The following is a 26,651-nucleotide window of genomic DNA, read 5'->3' as shown; positions in this document are numbered from 1 at the left end:
GCATGGCCCCGACACTTTATCGACCAATCAAAGCTGCAGATACTGCTTCAGTGGCAGATCCCGGTAGCGCTTGCCGCCGGCGGCTACTATGGCGTTGGTCAGTGCCGGTGCTACCGGTGGCACTCCGGGTTCGCCCACACCGCCGGGTACCTCGGTCGAGGCGATGATTTGTGTTTCTATCTCAGGGCATTGCGGCAACCGCAGCAGTTGATAGTCGTGGAAGTTCGACTGTTGCACCTTGCCATCCTTGAAGCTGATTTCGCCCAGCATCGCCAGGCTGAGGCCGAAGATGACCGCGCCTTCCAGCTGCGAATGCACTCTGTCAGGGTTAACCACAGTGCCGGCATCCAGCACTGAGATGGCCTGCAACACCTGCAAACGCTCACCATCCAGTTTGACCTTGATGGCGACCGCCACATAGCTGACAAAGCTGCGGTGCACCGCAAAGCCCCAGCCTTCGCCCGCCTTGGCCGGTGATTGCGCCATACGTTTTTCGGCGGCGTCGATGACCGTCAGATAACGCGCGACATCCACAGGATGACGACTGAGTTCTTCGCCATAGTTACCGTATTTAAAGCCCTGATCGGCAAAGTTCTCCACTCTGGGTTGCCCCAAAAGTTGCCGCCACATGGCCGGGCAACTCTGGCCAGTGCGCAGCGCCAGTTCGTCGACAAAACTGCCGATGCCGAAGGCATGCTGAATGTTGCATACAGAGCGCAGCCAGCCTATGCGGGTGTGAGCCTCGGCCTTGGCGGTTTCGCAGCGCAGCGACGGCAACTGAAACGGCAAGTCGATAAAGCCCAAATCCAGTTCGCCGTCCGAGGGTTCATCCACGCCTTCGGCAAAGGTGGAACTGATGGAAGGGAAGGCGGTGCGCGACAACAGAGCCTCCACCTTGCCATCATCACTGAGCAGCGCCTGATAATGCTGGGCGCTGATGGCGTGCAGATAGCCGTTTTGCAGCTCATCTTCCCGGCTCCAGAACACCTTCACCGGCTTGCCGCTGCGTTTGGAAAGCAGCGCCGCTTCGACGCTGAAGTCCGGCTTGGACTTACGGCCAAAGCCGCCACCCAGCAGGGTGACATGTACCTTGACCTGCTCCTCCTTCAGCCCCAAAGCGGCCGCCACATTCTGCTGGGTACTCTGGGGAGTTTGGCTGCAGGCCCAGATTTCACAGCCATCCTTGCTGACTCTGGCGGTGGCTGCCGGTGGCTCCATCATGGCGTGAGCCAGATAGGGCACAGTGTAATCGGCGCTGAGCGTGCGCTCTTTTGGCCAGCTTGCGGGAGGCTGGCCCAGCTCACGCCTGACCTTGCCACTCTGCTGTACTCGCTGTTTCAGGGTGGCGAGAAACGCCTGGGAGTCGTGCTTGTCGTTGGGGCTTTGCTGCCACTGGATCGTCAGTGCCTTGCGGCCTTCAAGGGCGCTCCAGCTGTTGTTGGCCAGCACAGCCACACCGCCAAGCGGCTGGAAGGCCGGTGCCCCTTTGGGAGCGGGCAGGCTGATAATATCCACCACACCGGGGAAGGCGCGGGCCTTTTTATCATCGACACTCGCCGCTTGGCTGCCGAGCACAGGCGGCCGGGCAATCGCAGCATAGAGCATGCCTTCCAGACGTATATCCTGGCCATAGATGGCGCTGCCATCCAACATGGCATCCATATCCACTATGGTGCGTGACTGACCTATCTGGGTGAATTCTTCTCTGGGTTTGAGCCTGAGTTGGCTCTCATCCGGAAGCGGCAGCTTGGACGCCGCCAGTGCCAGTTCGCCATAGCTCAGGGAGCGGCCGGACGCCTTGTGAGTCACTCTGTGAGCCTTGGCGCTGACTTCTGCGATCGGCACTTGCCAATGTTCGGCGGCAGCCTGTTCCAACATGGTGCGCGCCATGGCACCCATCTGCCGCATTCTGTCGTAGTGTTTACGTATGCTGCGACTGCCATCTGTATTCTGGCTGCCGTAACGCTTGTCGGCCAGGCCCTGCACCACCACGACTTTGTCCCAGTCGGCTTCCAGTTCGTCGGCCAGCACCTGAGGAATGCCTGTTCGTATGCCCTGACCCATTTCCGAGCGATGGCAGGTGAGATAGACCTTGTCGTCTTCACCGACGGCGATAAACAGATTCAGAGGTTGCAGCTTGTCCTGCGCCAGGCTCATGGGGCTCCAGCCCAGGGCGCTGCTGCCCAGCATCAAGGCACCGCCACTGGCGCCAAAGAGTTTCAGTACATCACGACGGCTGAAGTTTTCCACTGCGGTAAACCGGCTCATGAGCTCTGCCCCCCTTTGACGGCGACATCCTTGATGGCGCTGCGGATCCGGGTATAGGTGCCGCAGCGGCAGATATTGCCGGACATGGCATCGTCTATCTGTTGGTCACTGGGGTTGGGCGTTTCACTCAAGAGCGCCGCGGCAGACATGAGTTGCCCTGTCTGACAGTAACCGCACTGGGGAACCTTGTGTTTGCTCCAGGCGGCTTTCAGCGCCGGATTATCCAGGCCTTCTATGGTGGTGATGTTCTTGCCCTCGGCACTTTTGAGACTGGTGAGGCAGGCTCTGGCGGGCTTACCGTCCAGATGTATGGTGCAGGCACCGCAGAGTCCGGCGCCACAGCCGAATTTGGTGCCTGTTAGTCCCAGGAGATCCCTGAGGGCCCATAGCAAGGGCATATTGGGATCGGCCTCGACCGAAAACAGTCTGCCATTGATTTTGAGTTGCGACATTGTTCACTCCTTGTGCTGGTTGAGGCGTCTGAGATCTGCGCCCGTGTCTATGTCTATGGCGGCGCGGTGCAGCACTATCCGGCCCAGTCGTTGTTGTTGTAATTTCTCGGTCAGCAGGGCCTTGGCCCCTCGGTCACCCTGCAGTTGGCAAAGGGCGTTGAAGTCTGTGGCATTAAAGATAGCAGGCGCGCCGGGGGCGTCCCGGTAAAAGGCGCTGCTGCTGAGTTGGCTGCCCAGCCAACAGTCGAGTAATTCAAGGTAATCGGCGCTAGTGAGCGCAACCTGATCGGCCAGCGCCAGTAGCAGGGCATCGGCGGAGCAGGCCTTGGCTTGCTCCGCGGCCAGAGCGATGGAGTGCCCCAGCCCCTGTTGCCAGAGAGGGTTGAAACAGCAGCTCGCATGGGGCGGCAACAGCGCTTGCAGTTGCTCCTTGTGGCCGCCGAGTATGGTCAGCAGCGGCAGCAGCTCAAGCTTGGGGTACTTCTGGCTTGCCTGAGCGCGCATCTGCTCCAGCGCTTGCCAACTGAGACGCAGCAGCGGCGTGCCATGGCTGTCCTGTGCCGCCAGTTTGGCGTGGCCGGGCACTGAGTCATCGGCGGCGAAGCGGCTTGATGCTCCGGCGGCCAGTAACACAGGCAATAGCCTCATGGCATCAGGCCCTCAAGCCCAGTCATGGGCGCATCAAACAAAACACCGTGGCACTGGGCCAAAATGCTGAGGGCGATGGCCCCCGGGAGTTCGCCGCCGAGTGCCAGTCCGGCGGGCGCCGCCAGTGGCACGGCAAAGTCTGCCAGCCCAAGAGCGGCATGTTTGAGTACCTTATCGCGCCTGTGAGTTGGCCCCAATAGCGCCAGATAGCGTGGGCAGCTTACTTGCAGCCGTTTGAGAATGGCGCTGTCGAGCTCGACATTGTGGTACATCACTATGGCACCATCCTGACGCTTGAGCCAATCGGCATCCAGCTCGTCGGCGCCGAGCTTGATTATGTCGCAACCGGCAAAGTCATGGCTGCGGGCGTAGGCGGCTCTGGGGTCGACGACGCTCACCTGCCAGTCCAGTTGCAAAGCCATCTGTGCCAGCGGCTTGGCATCCAGACCGCCGCCGAAAATCGCAAGCGCAGGTTTGGGGCCCACGGGTACGGTTAACCAGCTCTGTTGCCCATTCTGCCCAGTCTCTGGGCTCCAAATCCCGGTGCGGCGAAAGTCATTGGCGGGGAAAGGCAGAGGCTCAGCATCGGTTGAGGGGGAACCTTGGGGTAAAAAGCGCGCCTCAAGGGCTGCGGGCGCTTCACCGGCTTTTGGCATCAGCAACTGCCAGAAGCCGGATTGACCGGCATTCAGAGCCTGGCGCAACTCATCGAGTGCCAGAAAATGATTCTCCCGCCCCAGAGGCAGCAGGCAGATGTTCACCAAGCCGCCACAACCCAGTTGGTAACTGGCGTCCTGATCGTCGCGGGCGTCATAACAGACCTCCACCACCCTTTGTTCCGTCAGGGACTTGTGTGCCTGATGGCGCAGATCGGCCTCCAAACAGCCGCCGCTGAGGATCCCCAGGCTCTGGCCCAGGGGATGAAACAGCATCATGGCTCCGGGTTTGCGATAAGAAGAGCCTTGTACCGAGGTGATCAGTGCCAGCACCCAGGGCTCGTCTGCGCTGAGAGCCCATTGTTGCAGCAAGGTTTGCAGATGGTGCGCCATAAACTTCCCGTGCTTTTTGGTGGAGAAGTTAGCATTGCATAAAATAGCACCGGGAAACAATCTTGCCGGGCGTGGCAAGTCAGGGAGGGGCAGTGGGACTCGGCGACAAGCGCAATAAAAAGGCCCGCCTGTCGGCGAGCCTGAGTGGTTAAGTTTAGTGACCTAGATAGTCGATCATCTGCAGCAGTTGCATCCGAACCGCATCCGGCGTTTGGCTTTCCCAGAAGCCGGAGGTGTAGGCTATCAAGGGCAGCAGGAACAGCAGCCCGAGTACCAGCAGCATTACCGACTTGGCCGACCAGAAATGATTGCGGCTAAGGCCGAACCCCAGCGCCGCTTTCTTGGGACAGGCGGCCACGCAGCGCATGCAGGCCTGGCATTCATCGCTGTGCACTGTATTTTTGGTATGCACTATGATGCCGGCCGGACAGGCGCGGGTGCACTTGTCGCATTTCATCCCCTTGGACTCTATCAGGCAATGCTCAGGGGCGCGGCGGATTTTCAGCGGGCTGAGAAAACTCAGCAGTCCCAGCAGGGCGCCATAGGGGCAGAGGTAACGGCAAAATCCCTGACGGCGCCAGGCGACAATGGCAAGGATCAGGCCAAAGCAGGCCAGGGTGATGAGTCCCGGAGTGATGAAAAACAGCGCCATCTTGAGATCGGCTATCTTGTGATAATTACTCTCCAGGTAGCCGGGGATCCCCATAGACGGCATGCCCAACACTATGTAGAGCAGCGCCGCCAACAACAGATACTTGAGCATACGCAGTGGCCAGTCGAGCCAGGCAGGCGGCATAAATTCGCGCTTGATAAAGCGTTTACGCAGGCGATAGAGGTACTCTCCGGCCAACCCCAGCGGGCAGGCCCAGCCACAGAAGGCGCGCTTGCATAGCAGTCCGGTCAGTAGCACCACCGCCAGCATCACGGCCGCCGCCGGGTGGGTTTGATCCCAGAGTCCCAGGGTGGCTATCGCCTTGAGTTCTATACCGCCGGCGATGGGCAGAAACGCATCCACCACATCCGGGCGCCCAATCCAGGGCGTGATTCCGGCCTTGAGCATCAGGCTGTTGATGGTGTACTGAATCGCGACCAGAAACAGGGACAGCGCCAACAGGTGCTGGCAGCCGCTGCGCAGGTTATTGATCCTGGGCTCGGATTGCAGCAAGCCGGGGCGCAGTTGCTGCGGCAATGCCAGGCTACCAACGGCTGTCAGCGTGGCCAGCAGCAACATGGGGCTGCTGCTAATCAGCAGCGCGGTTAAAATCAGCAGCAAGGTGAGGCCGGCGCCGAAACGGCGGCCGCTCCACCAGAGTTGGCTGACACCATAGAGGAGTGCCAGCATGAGGGTGAGCGATTCGGTCAGTGTCATGAGAAAGAGGCCAGCAACAAAGGACTGCCTATTGTGAACTCAAATAAGGGCACAAGTTCTTGAGTCAAAAAAGGAAGTGTGCAGCAGATCCAAGTTTACATTCGCAGATGGAGAAATTCGTGCACTGGCTCACAGCTGAAAAAAAGCCCCGCGGTGCGGGGCTATCTCTATGGCTCTATGGCTTGGCGGTCAGTTACCCGACTCCATTGCTGCGATAAAGCGGTTGGACTCATCGATGGATTTATTCATCTCTTTGATAAAGCCGGAGATATCGCTCTGCAGACTGGCAAACTCCCCCTTGATGGCCCCTATGGTCTGGGCGTTGAGGTTGTGCTTGAGGTAGAGCATGTTGTCTTTCATTGAGGTCAGGATAGGAGGCATCTTGCTCTCGGCACGGCGCATGCTGCGGATCAGTTGCTCGTAGGAGCGGCGGGTCTCTTTCAGCTTGGCCTGGCTCTTACTGCGCAGGCTGGCCTTGCTGATCTCACCGATTTCCCCTTGCCACTCATCGAACAGGGCTTCGGCCACATCTTCCACCTTGTTGATGCGGTTGCTGACATCATCGGCGGCTTCCTGGGCCGACTCATATTCGTCTTTGGCCTTGTTGTAAGCCTTTTCCAGATCGCCACCGTCATGGTTCAGCAGTGCCTGCATCTCTTCCAGTGCCGAACTGAACTGCTCCTGAGCTTCCTGTTGCGATTCTTTGGCGTCTTTGACCCGGTCGACCATGATGTCACGTTTGTGATAGCCAACCTTTTCCATGGCACCGTAATAGGCACTCTGGCAACCACCCAGCAGCAATCCCAGGCTGACCAGGGTGGTGGTGAGGATCTTGTTCATAAGCTTTCTCTTTTCTCTGTTTATGCTTTGTATTTGGCGGCATCTATGATGCACCAGAGATGGGCAATGGCACCTATGATAGCAGGAACGATCAACCACCAGAGGGCGTAACCTGTAACTGTCACCAGAAAGAAGATCAGTGCGGCCAGGATCCGCCCCTGAACCAACTGCCCCAAACCCGGGAAAAATACGCTTGCCAGCGCGGCAATCACATTGCCCGCCGATCCTTGTTGTGACATTAACTCTCTCCTTTAAATTGTGGAAGAAGCGCTGAACGACCGGCCTCGGCGCATGCCTATGCATAGCACTGGCGTCATTCCCGGCTTCCTTTGCCCTGCTGCAGCGGCAGCATCACACTTTGTAATCCGGGCATTATTGTACGAAGATAGCGACACTAGACCCAGAGGATCAAGAGAAAACCGTGAGCAACAAGATAGATACCCGCAATTTCAGTTTGTTTATGAAAGGCTGCTGGCACTTCCTGCTGCACCTGAAACAGAGATTGCAGGACGATCAAATCAATATTCGAGCCGGTCATCTGGCCTATGTGACCCTATTGTCGCTGGTGCCCATGGTGGCCGTTACCATGTCTATGCTGTCGGCTTTCCCTGTCTTCAAGGGGGTGCGGCAACTGATAGAAAACTTTATTTATCAAAACTTTCTGCCGGCCGCAGGCGATACGGTTCAGGTCTATATCAACGAGTTTGTCGGCAACGCCTCCAAGGGCACTGCCGTCGGTATCGGCGCTCTGGTGGTGGTGGCCATTTTGCTGATCTCCGCCATCGACAAGGCGCTGAACTATATCTGGCGCACCAAAGAAAAACGCCAGACTGTCGTGTCTTTTTCCATGTACTGGATGATCCTGACGCTGGGCCCAGTGCTGATGGGGGCCAGCCTGGCGGCCACTTCCTACTTAGTATCGCTGAAAATATTCAACGAAGCCGATACTTATGGTGTAGGTACCTTCTTTGTCGCGCGTCTGCCGTTTCTGTTTTCTGTTGCGGCCTTCCTGCTGCTTTACACTGTGGTGCCCAATCAAAAGGTGAAGCTGCTGCATGCCCTGCTCGGGGCCATAGTGGCTGCCTTGCTGTTTGAGGCGGGCAAGAAAGGCTTTGCCCTGTATGTGACTCACTTCCCCAGCTACGAGGCGATTTACGGCGCCCTGGCGACGATTCCGATACTGTTTGTCTGGGTCTACCTGTCCTGGATGATTGTCCTGATGGGAGCCGAGATCACCGCATCTTTGCCGGAATTCCTCGATGGTGAAGAACCATTGGAGTCGCTGGATGATGAATCCGAATCGGCATAATCCGTTTGCCCGCGACTGGCTGGAGGTGGGTGGCGGCCACCGCCTGTATCTGGCGCAATTCGGCAACCCGGAAGGCATCCCGCTGCTGTATCTGCACGGCGGGCCCGGCGCCGGTTGCAACCTTGAAGAGTTGGCGCTGTTTGATCTGCGCCGCTTTCGTTTATTGTTTCTGGATCAGAGGGGCGCCGGCTTATCGCGCTCCGAGAAAGGCCTGGCGCAGAATCACTTCCAGGGCCTGCTCGATGATCTCGAGTCGGTCAGGAAGGCGCTGCGGTTGCCGCGCTGGTGTCTGGCAGGGGGCTCATTCGGGGCAACCTTGGGGCTGGTGTACGGCGGTTTATTCCCTGAGCGGGTCATAGCCCAGACATATTGGGGCAGCTTTATCCCCTCTGCCGAGGGCCGCGATTGGCTCTATGGTGCTGCTGGCGCCGCCAGCCGTTTCCCGGTGGACTATCATGGCTTTTCCCGCTGGCTATCCAGGAGTGAGCGCAGCACTGCGGCGCTGCTGGAAAGCTATGCCAAGGGATTTACTTGCCTCAATGCCCAGGATTATATCCGCAGTTGGCTGCGCTGGGAGCAGCATCTGTCTTTACCCGGGGCACTGTTGCCGCCGCCAAGGGCGCATCGGGACAGCAGTATGGCCAGAATCGAACTTCACTATGCCCGCCATCACTATTTCGAAGCCATGAGTTTGCTTGATGCAGGGCTCAATAACTGGCCGAAACATACCCGCTTGCTGCAGGGGGAAAACGACTGGGTCTGTCCAACTCACTTGCTGCAGGCTCAGCTTGCCCGCCAGACCCGCCCGGCCGAGTTGCAGCTGGTGGCCGGAGGTCATCACTCGCTGGTGGATGATAAAATGCGTCACGCCGTGGTTGCAGCCCTGTGTGCTATGGGCGACACTGCGGCCTCTTGTGAAACAGAATTAAGGAGTCAGGATTGATCGCCCTGATACAGAGAGTCAGCCGTGCCAAGGTAACGGTTGCCGATGAAGTGACCGGCGCTATAGATAAAGGTTTGTTGGTGTTGTTGGGCGTTGAACGCCAGGATGATATGGCGGCGATGGAAAAGCTGGCCACCAAGGTGATGAATTACAGGGTGTTCAGCGATGACAACGGCAAGATGAACCTCAATCTGACTCAGGTCGGCGGGCAGTTGTTGGTGGTGTCGCAATTTACCCTGGCGGCCGATACCAGCCGCGGTCTGCGTCCCAGTTTCTCGGGTGGTGCCAGTCCGGCTCAGGCCGAAGAGCTCTATGAAGCCTTTGTGGCATTTTGTCGCAGCAAGGGGGTGACCACAGAAACCGGCCGCTTCGCTGCCGATATGCAGGTGGAACTGCTGAACGACGGGCCAGTGACCTTTAATCTGAGTGTTTGATATGTCTGAGCCATCACTGCTTAAGCAATTGGAAAACACCTGGCATGGCACCATCCCCGTCAGTGCCTTTATGGGGATCCGGCCACTAGCTTTTGATGGCACAGAATTTCGTGTCGGTGCACCGCTGGCGCCCAACATCAATCTGCATCAGACCATGTTTGCCGGCAGTATCTATACCCTGTGCACTCTGTGTGGCTGGGGCATGCTCTGGCTGCAACAGCAGCGGGCCGGAGTGAGTGGTGATATAGTGCTGGCCCAGGCCGAGATCCGTTATCGGGCGCCGGTGACTGCCAATCCCGGTGAGTTGATCGAGGCCAGAGTCAGCTGGCCGGGCGTGTCACTGACGCCTTTGAGTGAAGGGCGCAGGGTCAAAGTCAGGCAGGAGGTGGAACTCTGGAGTCACGGCCTTTGCTGTGCTTCTTTCTTGGGGGTTTACGTCAGCCAGCCCAAGCAAGAGGCGACCCTGTCCTAGCTGGGATTACCTAGGCTTACAGGTTCGGTTTTAACCTTGTAAGCCCTGGATAACAACCTTTCCTTTCTAAAAAATCGAATTTAATATCAAATTTTCTCCGCTTTTTTTCTATTTTATCCATCAGTAAACTGCTCAGCATAGATTGGAGCAAAAGCTCTGACTCAAACAAATTCCTGAATCGAAGCGGAGCAATATCATGAGCAAAGTATTAGTTTTGAAATCCAGCATCCTGGGTGGTTACTCTCAGTCCGGTCTCTTGGTCGACCACCTGATCAAGCATTGGCAGGAGCAGGGTTCCAGCATCACAGTCAGGGATCTGGCGGCCGAGCCGCTGCCGGTACTGGACGGTGAAATTGCCACCGGCCTGCGCGGCGGCGAACAGCTGAGCGAGCGCCAGCAACAGGCGTTGGCCTTGTCTGATGAGCTGATCCAGGAACTGAAAGATCACGACACAGTAGTAATAGCTGCGCCCATGTATAACTTCGGTATTCCGACTCAGTTGAAAAACTGGATTGACCTGATTGCCCGCGCCGGTGTGAGTTTCAGTTACACAGAAAATGGCCCTGTGGGTCTTATCACTGGTAAGCGCGCGGTAGTGATCACTACCCGAGGTGGGGTACATAAAGACTCGACCACAGACCATGTGGTGCCTTATCTGAAAACCGTGCTGGGCTTTATTGGAATTACCGAAGTGGAAACCGTCTACGGTGAAGCGCTGAACATGGGCCCGGATGCCAACGCCAAGGGTATTTCAGCAGCCAAATCTTCGCTGGCGGCTATCTCTGCCTGAGGCAAACATCTCTTCCACCATCAATCTGAACGCCAGTTGCTTGACTGATTTGGTTCTACTGCCCCGGAGGTGACTCCCCGGGGCTTTTTTGTGACTGCTTGTCCGGCTCAAGCGTCTTGCTGCAAAGGGGACAAGCGGCATTGACTCCTTCGGCGGGCCACTGCTCGCGATAACGCACTCGCGCAGAGGCTTGGCCGCGATGTTGGCTTATCTGAAATCGCCCGGGCTTGCTTGTCATTATGGTTACTCAGGTTGGCAACAGACCAGCTCCTTGAAGGCGCCGCCGTTGAGCACGCAATCAAAGCCGTTGGCCCGCAGAATTTCGCAGCCCTTCTGGGCGCGCATGCCGGCACCACAATAGAGCACAAAGGGTTCCTGCTTATTCGGTTGCTGCTTTAGCCAGGTATCCAGGGTATCCAGTGGCACATTCAGCGCCTGCGGCAGGTGCCCTTCGGCATATTCGGCGGCCGAGCGGACATCCAGTACCCGAACTCCCTTGGCGATCATCTCATGGCACTGCTCAGGGCTCAGGCAGCCGTCTTGTGGATTGGCGTTGGTTTGCATTTTCAGACTCTCTATCAATTAGAAAATTTTCAATAAGGTTAATCTTATGTAATTGGAAATGCAATGGCCTGGATACTGGTCGTTTTCTCGCCATGGCTGTTTTTTGTTCTATCCTTTGGAAAAAGGAAATGATTTGAAAATAGTGTATGGACAAGAATATGCCAACAGCTCTCTGGCTGCAGGGTCACAACGCTTCTGAGCGCCTGGAGCGCATTCACGATCATCTGTTGCTCAACTACCCTTGGGTGGATCGTATCGCCTGCGCCCTGTATCACGATTCGACCGGGCTGCTAAAAACCTTTATCAACAGCACTCACAGGGGACAGGCCATAGTGGGTTATGAATATCCCATGTCAGAAAGCCCGGTGCTCAGCCAATTGGCCGACACAGGGCAGTATCGGGTGATAGACGATATCAAGGCCAATATCTTGCCGGAAAACAGCCATTCGCGTTGGTTGCTGGAGCAGGATTACAACTCCTCCTTTACCGTGCCCCTCTACGATGAACAGAGGTTTCTGGGGTTTCTGTTCTTCGATTCATACCGCTTATCGGCCTTCGATGCCAAGGCGCAGCGCGATATGGTGCTCTATGCCAACTTGATCAACATGTCTCTATGCGCCGAACTCAGTGCAGTGCGCACTATTCTCGCCTCGGCTCAGGTGGCACGGGACTTTGCCGACCTGCGCGACTTTGAAACCGGCGCGCACCTGGATCGCATGGCGGCCTATTCGGGCCTGATCGCTGGCATAGTCGCCCCCAAATACGGCCTGAATGATGAGCAGATAGAACATATCACCCAGTTTGCACCTTTGCATGACATAGGCAAGATAGGTATTCCGGACAAGGTGTTGTTGAAAGAGGGGCCCTTAAGCATAGACGAGCGTACTCTGATGGAGACTCATGTGGATAAGGGTGAGTGCCTGATCCGCAAGGTGCTGGGGGATTTTGGTCTGGCTCACCTGCCGGATTCGACCATCATGCTCAACATAGTGGCCTGTCATCATGAGTATCTGGATGGCAGCGGTTATCCCCGAGGTTTGAAGGGGGAAGAGGTGCCGATTGAAGCCAGAATAGTGACTGTGGCGGATATCTTCGATGCCCTCAGCAGCGAGCGGCCCTATAAGCAGGCCTGGCCACTGGACGCCTGTTTCCGTGAGTTGAGAAGCATGGTGGCCGCCGGCAAACTGGACGGCCACTGCGTCGAAGCCTTGGCGGCTTCGACTACACAGATCCTGGATATCATGGGGCGCTGCCGCGATGACAAGGCGGCCTGAAAAGAGGCCTGCAGTGCCGATGCATTCCGTTAAAGCTTCTTGGGCTTACTCTGGTTTTCTAGGGCTAAGCTCAGTCCTGCCAGCGGCGGAAGATCAACGAAGTATTGATGCCACCAAAGGCAAAGTTATTGCTCATCACCAAGTCGGTATCCAGTGCCCGGCCTTCGGCGCGAATATAATCCAGCTCGGCGCAATCCTCGGCGACATTCTCCAGGTTGATTGTGGGTGCAAACCAGCCATCACGCATCATCATAATGCTCCACCAGGCCTCCAGTGCGCCGCAAGCGCCCAGGGTATGGCCGGTATAGCTCTTCAGCGATGAAATCGGTATCTGTTCACCAAATACTGCGGCGGTAGCCCGGCTCTCGGCGGTATCGCCGCGGTCGGTGGCCGTACCGTGGGCGTTGACATAGCCTATCTGCTGCGGCGCTATATTGGCGTCTTTGAGCGCCAGCCGAATCGCCTTTTCCATGGTGTCGGCGTTCGGTTGCGTCACATGCAGGCCGTCTGAATTGGTACCAAAACCCAGCACCTCGGCGTAGATACGCGCGCCTCTGGCCTTGGCATGCTCCAGCTCTTCGAGCACCAGGGTGCAGGCGCCTTCGCCTATCACCAGGCCGTCCCGGTCGTGATCGAAAGGCTTGGGGGTTAACTCAGGAGTGTCGTTGCGGGTACTGGTGGCAAATAGGGTGTCGAACACGACCGCTTCTGTGGGGCAGAGTTCTTCGCCGCCCCCGGCCAGCATCAAATCCTGCTGGCCATACTTGATGGCTTCATAGGCATAGCCTATGCCCTGGCTGCCGGACGTACAGGCGCTGCTGGTGGTTAATACCCGCCCCTTGAGGCCGAAAAATACCCCGACATTGACCGCCGTGGTATGGGCCATCATGCGGATATAGCTGGTGGCGGTAACGCCGCTCATATCGCCGTGTTTGAGCATGTCGCCAAAGGCGGTGATGGGATCTGTACTGCCGGTGGAAGAGCCGTAGGCTATGCCCATGGCGCCTGAGGCTATCAGAGGATCATGCAACAGGCCGGCATCCTCCAGCGCCATTTCACTGGCGCGGGTGGCCATCAGAGACACCCGCCCCATGGAGCGGATCTTCTTGCGCGAATAGTGTGCCGGAGTGCTGAAGTCGCTGACCGGCGCCGCCAGACGGGTGTGCAGGCCATCAAACCTGTCCCATTCATCCATGCGAACCACGGCATTTTGGCCTGCCTGCAGCCTGGCCTTGATGCTGTCCCAATCCTGGCCCAGGGCGGAAATGCCGCCCATGCCGGTAATCACCACCCTGCGGCTCATAGCATGCCTCCGTTGACCGAGATCACCTGGCGGGTGATATAACCGGCTTCGTCAGACATCAGGAAGTTGGCCAGTGCCGCTATCTCTTCAGGCTGGCCCATGCGCCGCAACGGCACCAGTTGCTGTACCAGTTCGGGGCTGAAGGCATCGACCATTTCGGTTTCGATAATCCCGGGAGCGATGCAGTTGACCGTGATCTTGCGTTTGGCCAGCTCCAGTGCCAGTGCTTTGGTGGCGCCTATGATACCGGCCTTGGAGGCGCTGTAGTTCACCTGGCCACGGTTACCGGCCAAACCGGAAACCGAAGACAGCGTAATGATGCGGCCGCCCTTGCGCCGTTGGATCATCGGCATCAGCGCCGGATGGATCACATTGTAGAAACCATCGAGATTGGTATGGATGACACCGTCCCACTCGGCCTCTGTCATCGCCGGGAAAGCCGTATCGCGGGCGATACCGGCATTGAGAACCAGGCCGTGATAGGCACCGTTGGCTTCTATGTCGGCCTCAATGACTTGGCGGCAGGTCTGGCGCTCGGCAACATCGAACTGCAGCAGGCTGACCTTGACGCCCAAGGCTTGGATTTCGGCGGCGCTGGCCTCGGCGGCGGCTCGATTGGCATGAAAGTGCAGGGCGATATCAAAGCCGGATTGCGCCAGGCGCAGGGCTATAGCCTTGCCTATGCCGCGGCTGGAACCTGTGACCAAAACTCTCTGTGTCATGCGGAATCTCCCTGCATCGCCTCCAGACTACCGGCAATATAGGCCTGGGTGTCCTGGGGCTGAAAAACGTTTACATTGGCGCTGGCGATCTCTGTGTCGCCATCAAAGATGCGGCAGTCGAACACTGCCAGTCCCGTATTTTCCTGATAGAGGCGTTGCACCTGGGTCAGGTACTCGCGTCCGGGCAGGAATCCCGGGGTATGCATGCTGAGCTTACGGCTGCCCAGCAAAAAACCGACCCGGATAATATCACCGCGGGCCTCGGCTTCCACTCCGGCCAGTGCTGCTATGCTCTGGGCCATATATTCTATGCCGACATAATTGGGCACCAGAGCACGGGCGTCATCGAAATAGGGGCTCTGCTCACTAATCTTTACCTTGGTCAGCAGTCTGTCTTGGCTGTGCTCGACCACGGCGTCTATCAGTATCATGGGCGCCCTGTGGGGCAGAAAATCGGCGATATCACGCTCGGCTAAAGGCTGGGTCATTCCGGGGCTCCACGGCTGAAGATCAGGCTGGCATTGCTGCCGCCAAAGGCGAAGGAGTTACTCATCAGGTGATTCAGTGAGTGGCGGCTGCCCTGTTTGACCAGTGGCAGTGCGGGATCCTTGCCATCCTGCTCACCATCCCACAGATGCGGCGGCAGTTGTCCATCAGGGTTGAGGGGCGACAACAGCAGCCAGCAGAATACCGCTTCCAATGCCCCGGCGGCGCCCAGTGCGTGGCCGGTCAAGGGCTTGGTGGAACTGCAAGGCGGCAGTGCTTCGGCAAATACCGAGTGCATGGCGCGGCTTTCCATGGCGTCATTCTTGGGGGTGGCAGTGCCGTGCAGATTGACATAGTCGATGTCATCAGGCGTCAGCTCCGCCTGCTTGAGTGCCATCTCCATGGCGGCAATTGCGCCGCTGCCCTCGGGATGGGGCGCCGAGATATGGTGGGCATCGGCCGACTCGCCGACACCGGACAGCAGCACCTGGCCGCTTCCTCTCTCCAGGGTAAACAGCGCCGCGCCTTCACCTATGTTGATGCCGTCGCGGTTGGCGCTAAAAGGATTGCAGTGCCCCTTGGAGACAGACTCAAGCGCATCGAAGCCGTTGAGGGTCAATTGGCACAGGCTGTCGACCCCGCCGACTATCACCATGTCGCACAGTCCGGCGTCCAACAGCCGTTTACCGGCGGCAAACACCTTGGCGCTGGAGGAACAGGCCGTCGACAGTGTGTAACAGGGACCGCTCAGCTTGAACCAGGCTTGCAGGAAGCGACTGGTGCCCCCCAACTCCTGCTGAAAATAGTGGTAATCAGAGGGGAAATGGCCGTGGCGATTGCGGTACTCCAGTGCCTCTTCGCCCTTGGAGATCCCTGAGGTGCTGGTGCCTATGACAACCGCGATGCGCTCCTTGCCATATTTGGCCTTGGCGGCTTCCACCGCCGGGGTAATTTGCAGCGCGGCGCACAGCAACAGGGCGTTGTTACGACAGTCATAGTCGGCAAACTCGGCGGGAATGGCCGGTAATTCGCTGTTCACTACCCCGACTATGGCCGGCCGTTCAAACAACAGGTTGTCGCGGCTGACCATGCCGCGGCTGTCACCGGCGAGCAAGGCGTTAAGCACCTCGTCGGCCCGGTTGCCGAGAGGGGTACAAAAACCCGCATGATTTATGGCTGTAGTTGTCATATCTCTGTTTTGGGATCCGGCCCTGTATCCATTACAGGGGCTTAATGTTCAGTTTTAAATCGGCCTGCGGCATGTTCATGGCCACTTCCGCATGCCAGATGTCGGGGCTGGAGTAACTTATCCGCATCAGCTCGCGATTGTCATTGCTCAGCAATACCCGGCACAGGACGGCGGCGCAATCTTCCAATTTCACCCTGGCGCCATCCAGATAAGCGTTCAGCTTTTCCTCCGGCCAATAGATGAGCTGCAGCAAGGCCAGCAGATATTCTGCTTTAAACTCATTGCCGAGCAGCACACTCTGCTCGCTGGTCAGTGTATGTCCATCGTAGATCAAGGTAAACAGTGCTTGGCCCAGAGGTGCCAGCCCCACCACAGTCATCTGCTGCGGCTGCAGTTCCAGTTGGCTGATAAGCTCATGGCTCTGCTCCCCTCGTTGCAGCCGCACCTGCTGGCTGAGACTGAGCGTTTGCTCCAAAGTTTGAGCTTGAACCGAGTCACTGCCCTGGGGCTCATCTGGCTGCTTTGCGTCTTTGGCAGCCTTGGTATCAGAGGTTTGTCCCTTGGGCGCGGCCTGGTTCAGCGGCAGCGGCGCCAGACAATAACTGACATCCTTTGCCAGGGCAACGCAGGTTTGGCGATACAATAGCTGGCTGCAGCCACTCAGGCCAACCAGCACAGTGGCAAGCAGTAGCAAGCGGGTGACAGCGGCTGTCATAAGGCTTCCTCGACAGCGTCGCGGCAGAGGTTCACCACCAGATCCAATCTGCGCCGGGATTCACTGACAAAGGGGTTGTTGCTGTCCCAGGCGTAGCCCGCCAGGATAGAGCAGATCATCTGTTTTATTTTCGGATTGGCGTCTTCAAAGAAGATCACTTCCTGGAATCTGCCGTCATACCAGGCTTCCACATAGGTGCGGAAGGTGTTGACCCCCAGCATCAAGGGCTCGGCATAATCCTGCTGCCAGTCTACCGCTTCCCCCTTGAGCTGGCGTACCAGACAGTCGCAGGCCAGACTGGCCGAGTGCATGGCTATGGTCACCCCGGAGGAGAATACCGGGTCGAGAAACTCACCGGCATTGCCCAGCAGGGCAAACTTGTCGCTGGCCAGGGTGCTGACATTGGCCGAATAGCCCTTCAAGGTGGCGCAGTCGCGGATCACTCTGGCGTCCTTAAGCAGCGCCTCCAGCCCTGGCTCTTCATTGACTATGGTGCGCAGTTGTTGCTCCAGGCTACCTTCGAGTCTTGCCAGCAGGTGCGGTTCGGCCACCACCCCCAGCGAACAGGTGCCGTTACTGAAGGGGATCAACCAATACCAGATATCCTTGTTGCGCGGATGCACGCTGATAAGGATCTTGTTGCGGTCAAACTCCGGGTCGCTGATATTGTCCTCAATATGGGTAAAGATGGCCGAGCGGGCCGGCAGGCTGGAGGGGCATTCCAGCTGTAGCAATCTTGGCAGTACCCGGCCAAAGCCACTGGCATCCAGCAGATATTTGGCCTGCACTGAATAGACTCGTCCATTTTCGTCTGCCACTGTCAGCCGTGGCTCTGCGCTGAGATCCACCGCGGTGACCGTCTGGCCATAACGTATCTCTACCCCTTGGGTACTGGCGGTGTCGGCCAGTAGTTTGTCGAACTGGCCTCGGGGAACCTGAAAGGTGGTGCCGGGGCCCGGGGTAAACTTGTCACTGAAATCAAAGGTGGTGTAGCGGCCGTTGCGTCGAAAGGCGGCGCCGTTTTTAAACTGAAACCCGGCCTCGGCTACGGCTTCTGTCATCCCAGCCTGCTCCAGCACTGTCATGCAGCAGGGCAGCAGGCTCTCTCCGATGGAAAAGCGTGGAAATTGGGCCCGCTCCAGCACCAGGGCATCTACTCCTTGTTGTTTCAGCAGGCTGGCCGCGACCGAGCCGGATGGCCCGGCACCGATAATTACCACATCGACTTGTTCCACGGCATTGGCAGTGTTCACTTTGCATTCCTTGTAAGAGTTGAGGTTAGGGGAGCGAGTAACAGGGTAAAACCTATGCCCAGCGCCAGGGTTATGCCAAAGGCGGCAATGGCATAGGTGTCACTCAAAGCCAGCAGGCCAAAGGCCAGCAGGGTGGAGGCGGCAGACATCAGCACCGCCAACATCACGCCTCTGGGATGCTGTTTGGCTTCGGCAAAAAACAGGCTGTAGTCCACGCCTATGCCGAACACCAACACCAGTGCCAGGGCATGAAACAGGGTCAAGCCGCTGCCGAGCCAGCCAAGGGCGCCCAGAGTCAGAATCGCCGCCAGAGTCGGCACCAGCGCCACCCAAAGGCCGCGGCGCAAACCAAAGCGCCAGCTGAAAATCACCGCCGCCAGTGTCAGTGCCAGTGCCAGCATCAGCAGGGTCAATTGACGGTATTTGGCCATCAGCGCCGAGATATCGGCGACCTTGTCGACCAACTGCACGCCCGGGTTGCTGCTTGCCAGCTGCTTAAGGGCGTCGAGGTCGTGGATGCCACCGAGTAGCACTATGGCGGCGTAAGCCGTTATTCCGTCAGTGGGGGCGAGGTAGAGGTCACTCAGCCCTGAGGATTTAGCCCCTTCACTGGCGAGCCAGTCTGTGGCCGAGAGCGGCTGGAATTCGGCCCATTGCCTCGAGAGCGGCCCTGCCAACTCGGCATTCAGCCCTAGGGTGTCCAAAACCTTGTCTGTTTGGCGATAGATAAGCCCCTGCAACTGATGATCTTGCTGCTGGCGTTTGATGCTCGGCAAATAGCGGGCGATATTCACGCTGTTGCCGAGTTTGCCTTCAGCAATCAAACGCTCGAGCCCGGGCGCCAGCTGTTCGAGATGCTGCAGCATCTCCTCGGCGCTGTCACCCCGGACCAGCAGGAACTGATTGTCCGTGCCGCCACTCAGCAGTTGCCTGAGAGCATTTTCCGTCTCGCTGACCGCTGGTGGGCTGCTCTGCAGCGCCCGGATATCATCGTTGGCCTTGAGGTCAATGCCGCCAAACAGCAGCAGTAACCCCAGTGGCACTAGGATTAACAGACTGCTGCGCCGACCGAGAGCTTGCCAGAGATTCAGCAAGCGTCCAGCCAGCGCCAGGCGGCTATCTCCGGCAAGCAAAGGGCTGGCGGCTATGGCCGGGTAAGCCAGCAGCAGTGTCAGCCAGGTGAAAATCAGCCCGCTGGCACAGAACACGGCCACTTGTTGCATGCCGGGAAAAGGCGCCAGGCCTATGCCCAGGTAAGCGCCGACACTGGTGATCAAGGCCAGGGTCACGGCCGGGAATATCAGGCCAATCACCTGCCTGGGAGAAGCCTTGGGATGTTGCAAGCGCTCGCAGTAGAAGTGAAAGCTGTAGTCGATGGCGATTCCGATAAGGCTGGTGCCGAACACCAGCGTCAGCAGATGCAGTTCGCCAAACAGTGTCAGGGTCGTGACTGTCGCCGCCAGAAATCCGCTGCCCAGGGTGAGCAGTGCCACCGTCAGCGGCATCAAGGAACGAAACGCCAGCAGCACCAGCAGGAGCACTCCAAGCAGAGAGACTAATCCGATACGGTTGATCTCGCTCTTGGCCGATTCTGTGGCGGCTGCGGCATGAAACAGGGCGCCGGCCTTGAGCACTCGAATATCTTGCGGCAGAGGCGCCAAGGCCTGCTCCAGTGCCTTGAGCTGGATTGCCTGTTGCTGCGGGTTAAAGGCGCTGCCTATGCCATCGGCCATCACTATGGCTGCATACTGGCCCTGCGGCGTTGGCGCCAACAGTATGCCCTCTGCCTGGGTGAGACTGCGGCCCTCGGCCAGCGACTTGAGCCAGTCGGGGAACAACAACAGCGGATCTTCGGCAATCAGGTCGCTGCCGGCGGTGCCAAAGGCGCTATAGAGCTGTTGCTGCGCGTTTTGAATCAAAGGCGTTAATTCACCGCTAGCGAGTTGCTGCCTCTGGCTGTCACTGAGCAGCCCCATGCGGTAGGGGAAATAGAAACGCCCCAGGGCGCTGAAGCTGTCGGCCTCGGCGCTGCGCACTCTCTTAAAGGCGTTTTGCTCCTTTTTCAGCGCTCTTTGCAGCTGTTTGCCGGCGTTGATCGCCTGAGGCTTATCCTTGGCAATCAGGCCGATATACAGTTGATTGCCGAGCTTCTGCTCCATGCGTTTCAGCGCCGCTTCGGCGAGCGGATCTTCCTGCACCTTGGGCAGCATGGCGAGAATGTCGCTCTGAATACGGCCGCCCTGTTGCCACTGCCAGACGCCAAGCAGAATAAGCAGCGTCAGCAGCCCCAGCCACAACAGCAGGCCAACCGGCGCCGAGAGCCCGGGACGAGAGCGCTCAGGGCGAGGCGACATCAGGGGGCCACCTCGGGAAAGAAGCGAGCGCGCTCGCTGTCATTGAGTGGTGATTTATCCAGTTCAGAGAAGAATATCTGGCTGATATCGCCGTTCTTGGCCAGCAGGGTCAGAGATTCGAGATCCTGACTGCCTTCGAGCACCATTTGCGGCAGCAGAGCTGCCATTGTCTGCTCCTTGGCCTTGAGTCCCAGTTGCCAATGACCCGCTTGGTCATTGAGCAGATAGAGTTCAAACCCTTGGCTCAATGCCTGAATATCACCGGAGAGCAGGGATTGCATCATGCGCGGCAGCATTTCAGCCACGGCCGCCGGGCCGGCATCGGCCTTGGTGACACTGAGCTTGCCCTGGCTGTCCTGCTGGATAAGCTCGCCCTGTTTCAGCAGCAAGAGGTTGCCAAAGGGAGTCTGCTGTTGCCAGAGCATGCCCAGCTCTCGCTGAAACAGAAATTCGCCGCTGCTGCGAAGTGGCTGTTTCAGCACCCTGAGCCAGCGCACCTGCTCAAACTGGCCTCGGCTGCTGTCGCTGAGGGCCATCTTAGTGCTTAACTGTTGCAGAGCCTGCTCTGTGGCCGGGTTGGCAAAGAGTTTGTCGAATGCCTGCGCCTCCGGCCTGATTTTTCCCTTGGCTTCGGCGGCCAACACTGTCACCGGCTCAATCTGAGTGTTATCCGCTGGCGCCACTTCCCCTAAAGCCATGTTGCTGCAAGCGGCACTAAACCAAAACAGTCCCAGCAGCCCAAGCAGTAAGGTGGGCTGCCGTGTGAGCCGAAAGCCGAAGGCTGAGGGTTTCATGACTTGGCCTCGGCGGCCGCGATGAAGGGCGCCAGGCGCTCACGGAACACCGGCGGGGTCACCAAGCACAGTTCCTGAGTCTGCATATCCACTGCGGCCTGTATGGTGTAGCCCTTGGTGAGGCGCTCACCGCTGGTGGCGTCGCAAATCTGGTAGTTGATCTTCAGCCGATTTTCCCACTCAACCAAGGCGGCACTCACCCGGATCTTCTGCTCGAAACGGCTGGGTTTGACGTATTTCAGCTGCAGATCCACTATCGGCCAGGCGTAACCTGACTCCTGCATTCGGCTGTAGCCGTAGTCGAACCTGTCCAGCAGCTTGCAGCGGGCTATCTCAAAATAACGCAGATAGTTGCCGTGCCAGGTAATGCCCATGGAGTCGACATCGTGGAAGGGGATCTCCAGCTCTATTTCAGTGCTGAGGATGGCTTTCATCGGCACACCTCCCACTCTCCGGCTTGGATCTTGGCCAGGGTTTGCCGCAACAAGGCTTCCAGCGGCCTGTCTTCAATCAAGAGTTCAAAGTCGGCTTCCAGCTGCGCCAGGGTGGTGGCCACTGACTCGGCCAGCGACTCCCGTTCCAGTTCACCGGCGAGCAGGCGCAGGCGGATCCCCTGACTCATGGCCAGCAGTGCTGCGGCGGCCACCTGCTCGGTCAGTTCCTGCACCCGCAGGGCGTCACGGGCGGCAATGGTGCCCATGCTGACCTTGTCCTGGTTGTGGCACTCGGTAGAGCGCGAGAACACGCTGGCGGGCATAGTGTGTTTCAGTGCCTCGGCGGTCCAGGCCGAGCAACCTATCTGTACTGCCTTGAAACCGTGGTTGATGGGGCTGCGCTCGCCCTGGCTGGCCGACAGGTTGGCCGGCAGGCCGTTGTTGAATTTGGGATCCATCACCAGAGCCATCTGCCTGTCCAGCAGATCCGCCAAATTGGCCACCGCATTCTTGAGGCTGTCCATGGCAAAAGCGATATGGCCGCCATAGAAGTGGCCACCGTGGAGAATATGTTCCCCCTCGCCGTCCACTATCGGGTTGTCGTTGGCGCTGTTGAGTTCGGTCTCGATAAATTGGCGCATAAAGGGCAGGGCATCGGCCAAGACCCCGATAATGTGCGGCGCGCAGCGAATCGAATATCTGTCCTGCAGTCTGTCAGAGTTGCGTGGGTGCTCGTGGTGGTTGAGGTCTTCACGGATCCAGGCCGCGACCTGGTTCTGCCCCGGGTGCGGCTTGGCGGCAAACAGTATCTCGTCGAAATGGTTGGAGTTGCCCTTGAGTGTCAGTGAGGCCATGGCGGTAATGCGGGCGCACAGGCGGCTCAGGTACTCGGCCCTGTCATAGGCCAGACAAGCCAGCGCCGTCATCACGGCGGTGCCGTTCATCAGTGCCAGGCCCTCTTTGGGCCTGAGCTTGAGGGCGCTGATCCCAAGTTCGGCGTAGACCTCGCTGGTGGCGCGGCGCTGTCCTTGATAGAAGACCTCCCGCTCGCCAACCAGTACGGCGGCCAGATAAGACAGTGGCGTGAGATCGCCGCTGCACCCACAGAGCCTTCCTCCGGGATCACCGGCACTATGTTGAGATTCAGCAGCAGGGCTATACGCTCCAGCAGCTCATAGCTGACACCGGACTTACCCACGGCCAGTGAGTTGAGGCGACAGGCCATCACGGCTCTGGCCTGGGGGATCTCCAGCACCTTGCCCATACCGCAACCATGAAAGCGCGACAGATGCAGCGGCAATTCGTGTACCAGATCCGGGCCGACATTGACGGTACAGGAATCGCCGTAGCCTGTGGTGACCCCATAGACCACGCCTTCTTCATGAAGCAGGCTGTCGATAAAGCGAGCGCCGCGCTGGATATAGTCACGGTACTCTGCACTGGCGTTGAGGGTCACCGGCGCCCCTTTGGCGATGGCGACCACCTGTTCCAGTGTCAGTGATGTTTGGCCGAAGCCGACCGTCTTGGTGGCCTTAACTGTTGCGCTCATGAGTTGTCCTTGGGGCGGTCAGCAACTTGGTCCTGCCGCCAAAAATCGAAAAAGTTAAACCACTGCAGTGGTGCCTTGCGGGCAAAATGTTCCAGCCGCCGGGCATAGAGGCCTGCTGCCTGTTGCAGCCGCTGCTGCCGCTCGGCTCTCGGGCCTTTGAGACTCTGCTCGAAGGGCTCGAGCCAGACCTTGTAGCCCTGCTGTTCCCGCAGGCAGAACATGGTGTAGATGGGGCAGTCCAGCAGACCGGCCAGAATAAAGGGGCCCTGGGGGAAGGGCGCCATTTCGCCGAGGAACGGCACTTTCACAGTGCGACCCGGGCTGTGGCTAGAGGTGCGGTCGGCGGCAATCACCACCAATTCACCGGCCTCGACCTTGCTTTGCAGCAACATGGAGGTGGCCGGGTTGAGTTCGGTAACCTGGAGTAAGTTGAGTTCACTGTCCGGGTTCAGCTGCTTGAGCACCCGGTTGAAGTTTTCGGCATTGCGGGTCATCACCATCACATTGACCTTCACCTTGCGCTGGTGAATGGAGATGGCGCGGCACAGCTCAATATTGCCAAGGTGGGACACCAGCAACACGGCTCCCTGCCCGCTTTGTAACTGCTCGGCCAACTGCTGACGGTCGCTGAACTCCACCTGCTGCAAGCGAATGCGATCGCACCAGGCATCGATGCGATCCAGCGCGGCATTGCCGAAGGCGAAGAAGTGGCGCAGGCTGTCGCGCCAAGTCACCGGCTGACCGAGACTCGGGTGCTGTGGCTCCAGTGTCTGCACCCGCTTTAGAAACGCTTGTGACGCCTCGCGGGCCTGTCGCCCCGTGATAAAGAAATAACAGATCACCGGGTACATTATTGCCCGCGCCAGCCAGTGGCCGCCGAAACGATAGCTTTCGGCCAGCAGCTTGATACCCCAGTAGCTGCCCCGTTCCTTGACGTTGGACCAATGAGCGCCTTGGGGGTTGTCTTGTGCCGCTTGGGTTGGCCCCAGTTTCTGCCCCTTGAGCTTGCGCCACAGCATGGAGAAAAACAGCCTGCTGTGCAGCTTGCTGATCCTTACATTGTCGGCCAGCCCCTGAAAATGGCTGCTGCCGTCTTCCGGGTAGATCACCTTGGTGGGAATATGTTCTATGGCAACACCGCGCCAGTAGAGACGCACCATGACTTCGATATCAAAGTCCATCCGCTCGCCGAGGGCTTCGCTGCGAAGCAGGGCCTCGGTGGCCGCCAGTGGATAGATTCGAAAGCCGCACATGGAATCGCGGATATCCAGGCTCAGGGTCTCGACCCAGACCCAAAAATGGGTCAGGTAACGGCCGTAGAGCCGACCCTTGGGCACGGAATCATCATATTGCGGCAGGCCGGAGATCAGCGCCTTGGGGTTGAGCTGCGCCCTGGCTATCAGCGCCGGAATATCTTCCAGATTATGTTGGCCGTCGGCGTCCACCTGTAGGCCATGGGAAAAACCCGCGGCCCAGGCGGCGCGCAGGCCTGTCATCACGGCGGCGCCCTTGCCGCGGTTGTATGGGTGATGCAGCAGGCTGACCCAGTCGCTGTGTTGTTCGGCCAACTGTTGCAACAGATAGCGGGTCTCATCGTCGCTGCCGTCGTTGATCAAAAAGCAGGGCAGCCCCAGTGGTTTGAGGGCTTCCAGCGTCGCAGCGATATGGCCCCTATGGTTGTAATTGGGGATGATCAGCGCCAGCTTCATTGCTTGGCCTCTGTCTTGAAGGCGATACGACCCGAGCCGAACTTCTGTTCGCCGTCGCTGTAGCTGAAGCTCAGTTTACCCTTGGCGGGGTTATTGCTGATGCTGAGGGTGACTTGCATATTCGGCAACAGCAGTTGCTGAAACTTGAGCACCTCGAGCACCGCGACTTCGGCATCATAGCCGAATGCCTGGCTGCCGAGACGCACGGCCCAGTCCAGTTGAGTCACGCCGGGCAATACCGGCTGGCCGGGAAAGTGGCCGGCAAACATAGGCAGCTCGGCCGGAATGCTCAGGCGCCAACTGGCTTCATTGTCCTGATGCCGCTGTTGAACAATGGGCGGAAGAACAGACTTAATCATGATCAAACAGCTCGAGAATATCGTTTTTGAGCAACTTGCCCTGGGCGTTGAGCGGCAGCTGCTGTGGATAGCGCCAGCGCCTTGGCAGAGTCACACGTTCAAATTGGCTCAGCAGATGGGCCTTAAGGGCGTTGTTGATGCTGAGTTTGCCCTCGGCTTCGAGCTGTGCCTTACCGGCGGTGGAAAGCTCTACCGCCGCGCCCAGTTGTACTCTGGGGTTTTCCAGCAGCACCAGATGCGATTGGGTCACCCAGGGATGGGCGTTGAGCAAGGTTTCCATCTGCACCAGAGACAGGCGCTTTTCCTCTATCTTGACGATGCGGTCCAAGCGGCCTTCGAGGCAGAACTGGCCTTCGCCCAGCAGCCGAACCTTGTCTTCACAGCGGTATTGGCCATTGTCTTCAAGATAGGGCGAGCGCAGCAGCAAAGCGCCGTCGCTGTCATTGCTCAGCTCCATGGGGGCAAAGGCCTGCCAGGGTGTGTCGCTGCTCTGTTGGCGCCGATAACCTATGCCGCCGGTTTCCGTGCTGCCGTAGACCTCGATTGGCAGGCTACCGTAGCAGCGCTTGACCCCTTGGGCGGCTTCCAGGCTCAGGGGCCCGCCGGAGCTGAAGATCAGGCTGGGAGTGTGCAGCTGGCGTTCATGCTCCAGCGCATCCGGCAGCCTCGACAGCTGCGCCGGGCTGCTGATCAGGCACAGGTTGGGAAATAGGGCGGTGTAATAACTCAGGGTTTCCGGGTATTCCACCAGATCGCTGAGGAAGGGGCGACTGGCCGCCAGTGGCCAGAGAATCTTAAACAGCAAGCCATAGATATGCTGGTGGCTGACGGTGGCAATCACGCTGCAGTGTGGCAGGTGAGCGGCGAAGGTCTGCTCCAACACACTGACTTCGGCATCCAGTTGCTGCAGACGCTTGCGAACCGCCTTGGGTTGGCCGCTGGAGCCAGAGGTGAACAGCAGCAGTTCGCCGAACCCATCCCCCTCGGCCATCTGCGGCCAGGGCGAGTGGGGCAGTGATAGCTCTTTTTTCAGCTCGAGCCAGATCTTGCCCTCACACAGGGGGCGGTCTGACACTATGGCATCAAACTCCTGGGTCAATTCGCTGAGAGTACCAGGCTGAGTGTTGGCCGGCAGTATGATCTGCTTGCCCGACAACAGGGCGGCGCAGAGGCCAACGGCGAACAGATCGCTGCTGTCGCAGGCCAGTAACCAACGCTTTTCCGGCCGGGCTCGCAGGCGCTGATGCAGATGATAGACCTGGGTGGCGAACAGTGAACCCGTGACTATGTCATGGTGGTTAAAACTGATCAGTTGTTGCCCTGCGGGGCCTTGGGTAAGCCAGGTTTTCAATAACTCTGTCATAACTGTCCC

General features: G+C 58.3%; 27 protein-coding genes and 1 pseudogene. 6 read left to right on the top strand and 22 right to left on the bottom strand.

Annotation, left to right across the window (positions count from 1 at the left end):
- Window positions 1–27: 27 nt before the first annotated feature.
- The 7 genes from ACWAU4_RS20630 to ACWAU4_RS20600 all read right to left on the bottom strand — a co-directional run bounded on the left by ACWAU4_RS20630 (window position 28) and on the right by ACWAU4_RS20600 (window position 6,865).
- Entirely contained in the window at window positions 28–2,268 is a 2,241-nt protein-coding gene (locus tag ACWAU4_RS20630; RefSeq protein ID WP_208125237.1) for a xanthine dehydrogenase family protein molybdopterin-binding subunit, read from the bottom strand.
- Complete coding sequence (locus ACWAU4_RS20625) at window positions 2,265–2,720, bottom strand: (2Fe-2S)-binding protein (RefSeq protein ID WP_025010785.1); 456 nt, start codon at window positions 2,718–2,720, stop codon at window positions 2,265–2,267. Before ACWAU4_RS20625 ends, ACWAU4_RS20630 begins: the two co-directional genes overlap by 4 nt.
- 3 nt (window positions 2,721–2,723) lie before the next feature.
- Entirely contained in the window at window positions 2,724–3,368 is a 645-nt protein-coding gene (locus tag ACWAU4_RS20620; RefSeq protein ID WP_208125236.1) for an NTP transferase domain-containing protein, read from the bottom strand.
- Entirely contained in the window at window positions 3,365–4,417 is a 1,053-nt protein-coding gene (locus ACWAU4_RS20615) for an XdhC family protein (RefSeq protein ID WP_208125235.1), read from the bottom strand. The genes ACWAU4_RS20620 and ACWAU4_RS20615 overlap by 4 nt, the downstream gene beginning before the upstream one ends.
- Before the next feature lie 154 nt (window positions 4,418–4,571).
- Window positions 4,572–5,786, bottom strand: coding sequence for a 4Fe-4S binding protein (locus ACWAU4_RS20610; protein ID WP_208125234.1), 1,215 nt, complete (start codon window positions 5,784–5,786; stop codon window positions 4,572–4,574).
- A 189-nt stretch (window positions 5,787–5,975) separates the two neighbouring features.
- Window positions 5,976–6,626: a DUF2959 domain-containing protein gene (locus ACWAU4_RS20605; protein ID WP_208125233.1), complete on the bottom strand. Its 651-nt coding sequence runs from the start codon at window positions 6,624–6,626 to the stop codon at window positions 5,976–5,978.
- Window positions 6,627–6,646: 20 nt separating this feature from the next.
- Entirely contained in the window at window positions 6,647–6,865 is a 219-nt protein-coding gene (locus ACWAU4_RS20600; RefSeq protein WP_025010146.1) for a hypothetical protein, read from the bottom strand.
- A 182-nt stretch (window positions 6,866–7,047) separates the two neighbouring features.
- Here ACWAU4_RS20600 and ACWAU4_RS20595 point away from each other — a divergent pair, with 182 nt between their 5' ends.
- The 5 genes from ACWAU4_RS20595 to ACWAU4_RS20575 all read left to right on the top strand — a co-directional run bounded on the left by ACWAU4_RS20595 (window position 7,048) and on the right by ACWAU4_RS20575 (window position 10,574).
- Window positions 7,048–7,935, top strand: a complete 888-nt coding sequence (locus ACWAU4_RS20595) for a virulence factor BrkB family protein (protein ID WP_025888483.1) — start codon at window positions 7,048–7,050, stop codon at window positions 7,933–7,935.
- A complete protein-coding gene (locus ACWAU4_RS20590) occupies window positions 7,913–8,878 on the top strand; it encodes an alpha/beta fold hydrolase (protein ID WP_243756805.1) in 966 nt (321 codons plus the stop codon). Before ACWAU4_RS20595 ends, ACWAU4_RS20590 begins: the two co-directional genes overlap by 23 nt.
- Window positions 8,875–9,312 carry a D-aminoacyl-tRNA deacylase gene (dtd, locus tag ACWAU4_RS20585; protein WP_028780049.1) on the top strand — a complete coding sequence of 146 codons (438 nt, stop codon included), beginning with the start codon at window positions 8,875–8,877 and terminating at the stop codon, window positions 9,310–9,312. Before ACWAU4_RS20590 ends, dtd begins: the two co-directional genes overlap by 4 nt.
- Window position 9,313: 1 nt before the next feature.
- On the top strand, window positions 9,314–9,784 hold the full coding sequence (locus ACWAU4_RS20580; RefSeq protein WP_025010144.1) for a thioesterase domain-containing protein: 471 nt from the start codon (window positions 9,314–9,316) through the stop codon (window positions 9,782–9,784).
- Between the two features lie 196 nt (window positions 9,785–9,980).
- Window positions 9,981–10,574 carry an FMN-dependent NADH-azoreductase gene (locus ACWAU4_RS20575; protein ID WP_096142509.1) on the top strand — a complete coding sequence of 198 codons (594 nt, stop codon included), beginning with the start codon at window positions 9,981–9,983 and terminating at the stop codon, window positions 10,572–10,574.
- 55 nt (window positions 10,575–10,629) lie between these two features.
- Here the strand turns inward: ACWAU4_RS20575 and ACWAU4_RS20570 are convergent, their stop codons facing one another.
- Both ACWAU4_RS20570 and ACWAU4_RS20565 read right to left on the bottom strand, forming a co-directional pair.
- Window positions 10,630–10,812, bottom strand: a complete 183-nt coding sequence (locus ACWAU4_RS20570; protein ID WP_208135047.1) for a hypothetical protein — start codon at window positions 10,810–10,812, stop codon at window positions 10,630–10,632.
- A 5-nt stretch (window positions 10,813–10,817) separates the two neighbouring features.
- Window positions 10,818–11,138, bottom strand: coding sequence for a rhodanese-like domain-containing protein (locus tag ACWAU4_RS20565; protein ID WP_051472720.1), 321 nt, complete (start codon window positions 11,136–11,138; stop codon window positions 10,818–10,820).
- Window positions 11,139–11,296: 158 nt separating this feature from the next.
- Between ACWAU4_RS20565 and ACWAU4_RS20560 the strand changes: the two genes are divergently transcribed.
- On the top strand, window positions 11,297–12,412 hold the full coding sequence (locus ACWAU4_RS20560) for an HD-GYP domain-containing protein (RefSeq protein WP_243756804.1): 1,116 nt from the start codon (window positions 11,297–11,299) through the stop codon (window positions 12,410–12,412).
- A gap of 70 nt (window positions 12,413–12,482) precedes the next feature.
- Here ACWAU4_RS20560 and ACWAU4_RS20555 read toward each other — a convergent pair whose 3' ends face one another.
- From ACWAU4_RS20555 to ACWAU4_RS20495, 13 genes and pseudogenes are all read right to left on the bottom strand, one after another.
- A complete protein-coding gene (locus ACWAU4_RS20555) occupies window positions 12,483–13,715 on the bottom strand; it encodes a beta-ketoacyl-ACP synthase (protein ID WP_208125231.1) in 1,233 nt (410 codons plus the stop codon).
- Window positions 13,712–14,437: a 3-ketoacyl-ACP reductase FabG2 gene (locus tag ACWAU4_RS20550; RefSeq protein WP_044735417.1), complete on the bottom strand. Its 726-nt coding sequence runs from the start codon at window positions 14,435–14,437 to the stop codon at window positions 13,712–13,714. The genes ACWAU4_RS20555 and ACWAU4_RS20550 overlap by 4 nt, the downstream gene beginning before the upstream one ends.
- Window positions 14,434–14,925: an ApeP family dehydratase gene (locus ACWAU4_RS20545; RefSeq protein WP_045283272.1), complete on the bottom strand. Its 492-nt coding sequence runs from the start codon at window positions 14,923–14,925 to the stop codon at window positions 14,434–14,436. Before ACWAU4_RS20545 ends, ACWAU4_RS20550 begins: the two co-directional genes overlap by 4 nt.
- Window positions 14,922–16,112 (bottom strand): beta-ketoacyl-[acyl-carrier-protein] synthase family protein, encoded by a 1,191-nt coding sequence (locus ACWAU4_RS20540; RefSeq protein WP_096142505.1) that lies wholly within the window; start codon window positions 16,110–16,112, stop codon window positions 14,922–14,924. The genes ACWAU4_RS20545 and ACWAU4_RS20540 overlap by 4 nt, the downstream gene beginning before the upstream one ends.
- Window positions 16,113–16,143: 31 nt before the next feature.
- Window positions 16,144–16,827, bottom strand: a complete 684-nt coding sequence (locus ACWAU4_RS20535) for a DUF3261 domain-containing protein (RefSeq protein WP_025010137.1) — start codon at window positions 16,825–16,827, stop codon at window positions 16,144–16,146.
- A complete protein-coding gene (locus ACWAU4_RS20530; protein ID WP_062793396.1) occupies window positions 16,824–18,080 on the bottom strand; it encodes an NAD(P)/FAD-dependent oxidoreductase in 1,257 nt (418 codons plus the stop codon). The genes ACWAU4_RS20535 and ACWAU4_RS20530 overlap by 4 nt, the downstream gene beginning before the upstream one ends.
- Window positions 18,077–20,434 carry an MMPL family transporter gene (locus ACWAU4_RS20525; protein WP_454290370.1) on the bottom strand — a complete coding sequence of 786 codons (2,358 nt, stop codon included), beginning with the start codon at window positions 20,432–20,434 and terminating at the stop codon, window positions 18,077–18,079. Before ACWAU4_RS20525 ends, ACWAU4_RS20530 begins: the two co-directional genes overlap by 4 nt.
- The gene (locus ACWAU4_RS20520; protein ID WP_144131439.1) at window positions 20,434–21,228 is read right to left on the bottom strand and encodes a LolA family protein; all 795 of its coding nucleotides are present in this window, start codon (window positions 21,226–21,228) and stop codon (window positions 20,434–20,436) included. The genes ACWAU4_RS20525 and ACWAU4_RS20520 overlap by 1 nt, the downstream gene beginning before the upstream one ends.
- Window positions 21,225–21,662, bottom strand: coding sequence for an acyl-CoA thioesterase (locus ACWAU4_RS20515; protein WP_071238935.1), 438 nt, complete (start codon window positions 21,660–21,662; stop codon window positions 21,225–21,227). The genes ACWAU4_RS20520 and ACWAU4_RS20515 overlap by 4 nt, the downstream gene beginning before the upstream one ends.
- Window positions 21,659–23,211 (bottom strand): annotated as a pseudogene (locus tag ACWAU4_RS20510) (HAL/PAL/TAL family ammonia-lyase). The gene ACWAU4_RS20515 and the pseudogene ACWAU4_RS20510 overlap by 4 nt, the downstream one beginning before the upstream one ends.
- Entirely contained in the window at window positions 23,208–24,920 is a 1,713-nt protein-coding gene (locus ACWAU4_RS20505; protein ID WP_054744175.1) for a glycosyltransferase family 2 protein, read from the bottom strand. Before ACWAU4_RS20505 ends, ACWAU4_RS20510 begins: the two are co-directional and overlap by 4 nt.
- Window positions 24,917–25,279 (bottom strand): ApeI family dehydratase, encoded by a 363-nt coding sequence (locus ACWAU4_RS20500; RefSeq protein WP_454290369.1) that lies wholly within the window; start codon window positions 25,277–25,279, stop codon window positions 24,917–24,919. Before ACWAU4_RS20500 ends, ACWAU4_RS20505 begins: the two co-directional genes overlap by 4 nt.
- On the bottom strand, window positions 25,272–26,642 hold the full coding sequence (locus ACWAU4_RS20495) for an AMP-binding protein (RefSeq protein WP_454290368.1): 1,371 nt from the start codon (window positions 26,640–26,642) through the stop codon (window positions 25,272–25,274). Before ACWAU4_RS20495 ends, ACWAU4_RS20500 begins: the two co-directional genes overlap by 8 nt.
- Window positions 26,643–26,651 lie beyond the last annotated feature (9 nt).

The sequence above is a fragment of the Shewanella sp. FeAMO genome, from assembly GCF_053653955.1.
This window is presented reverse-complemented; position numbering and strand designations above follow the sequence as displayed.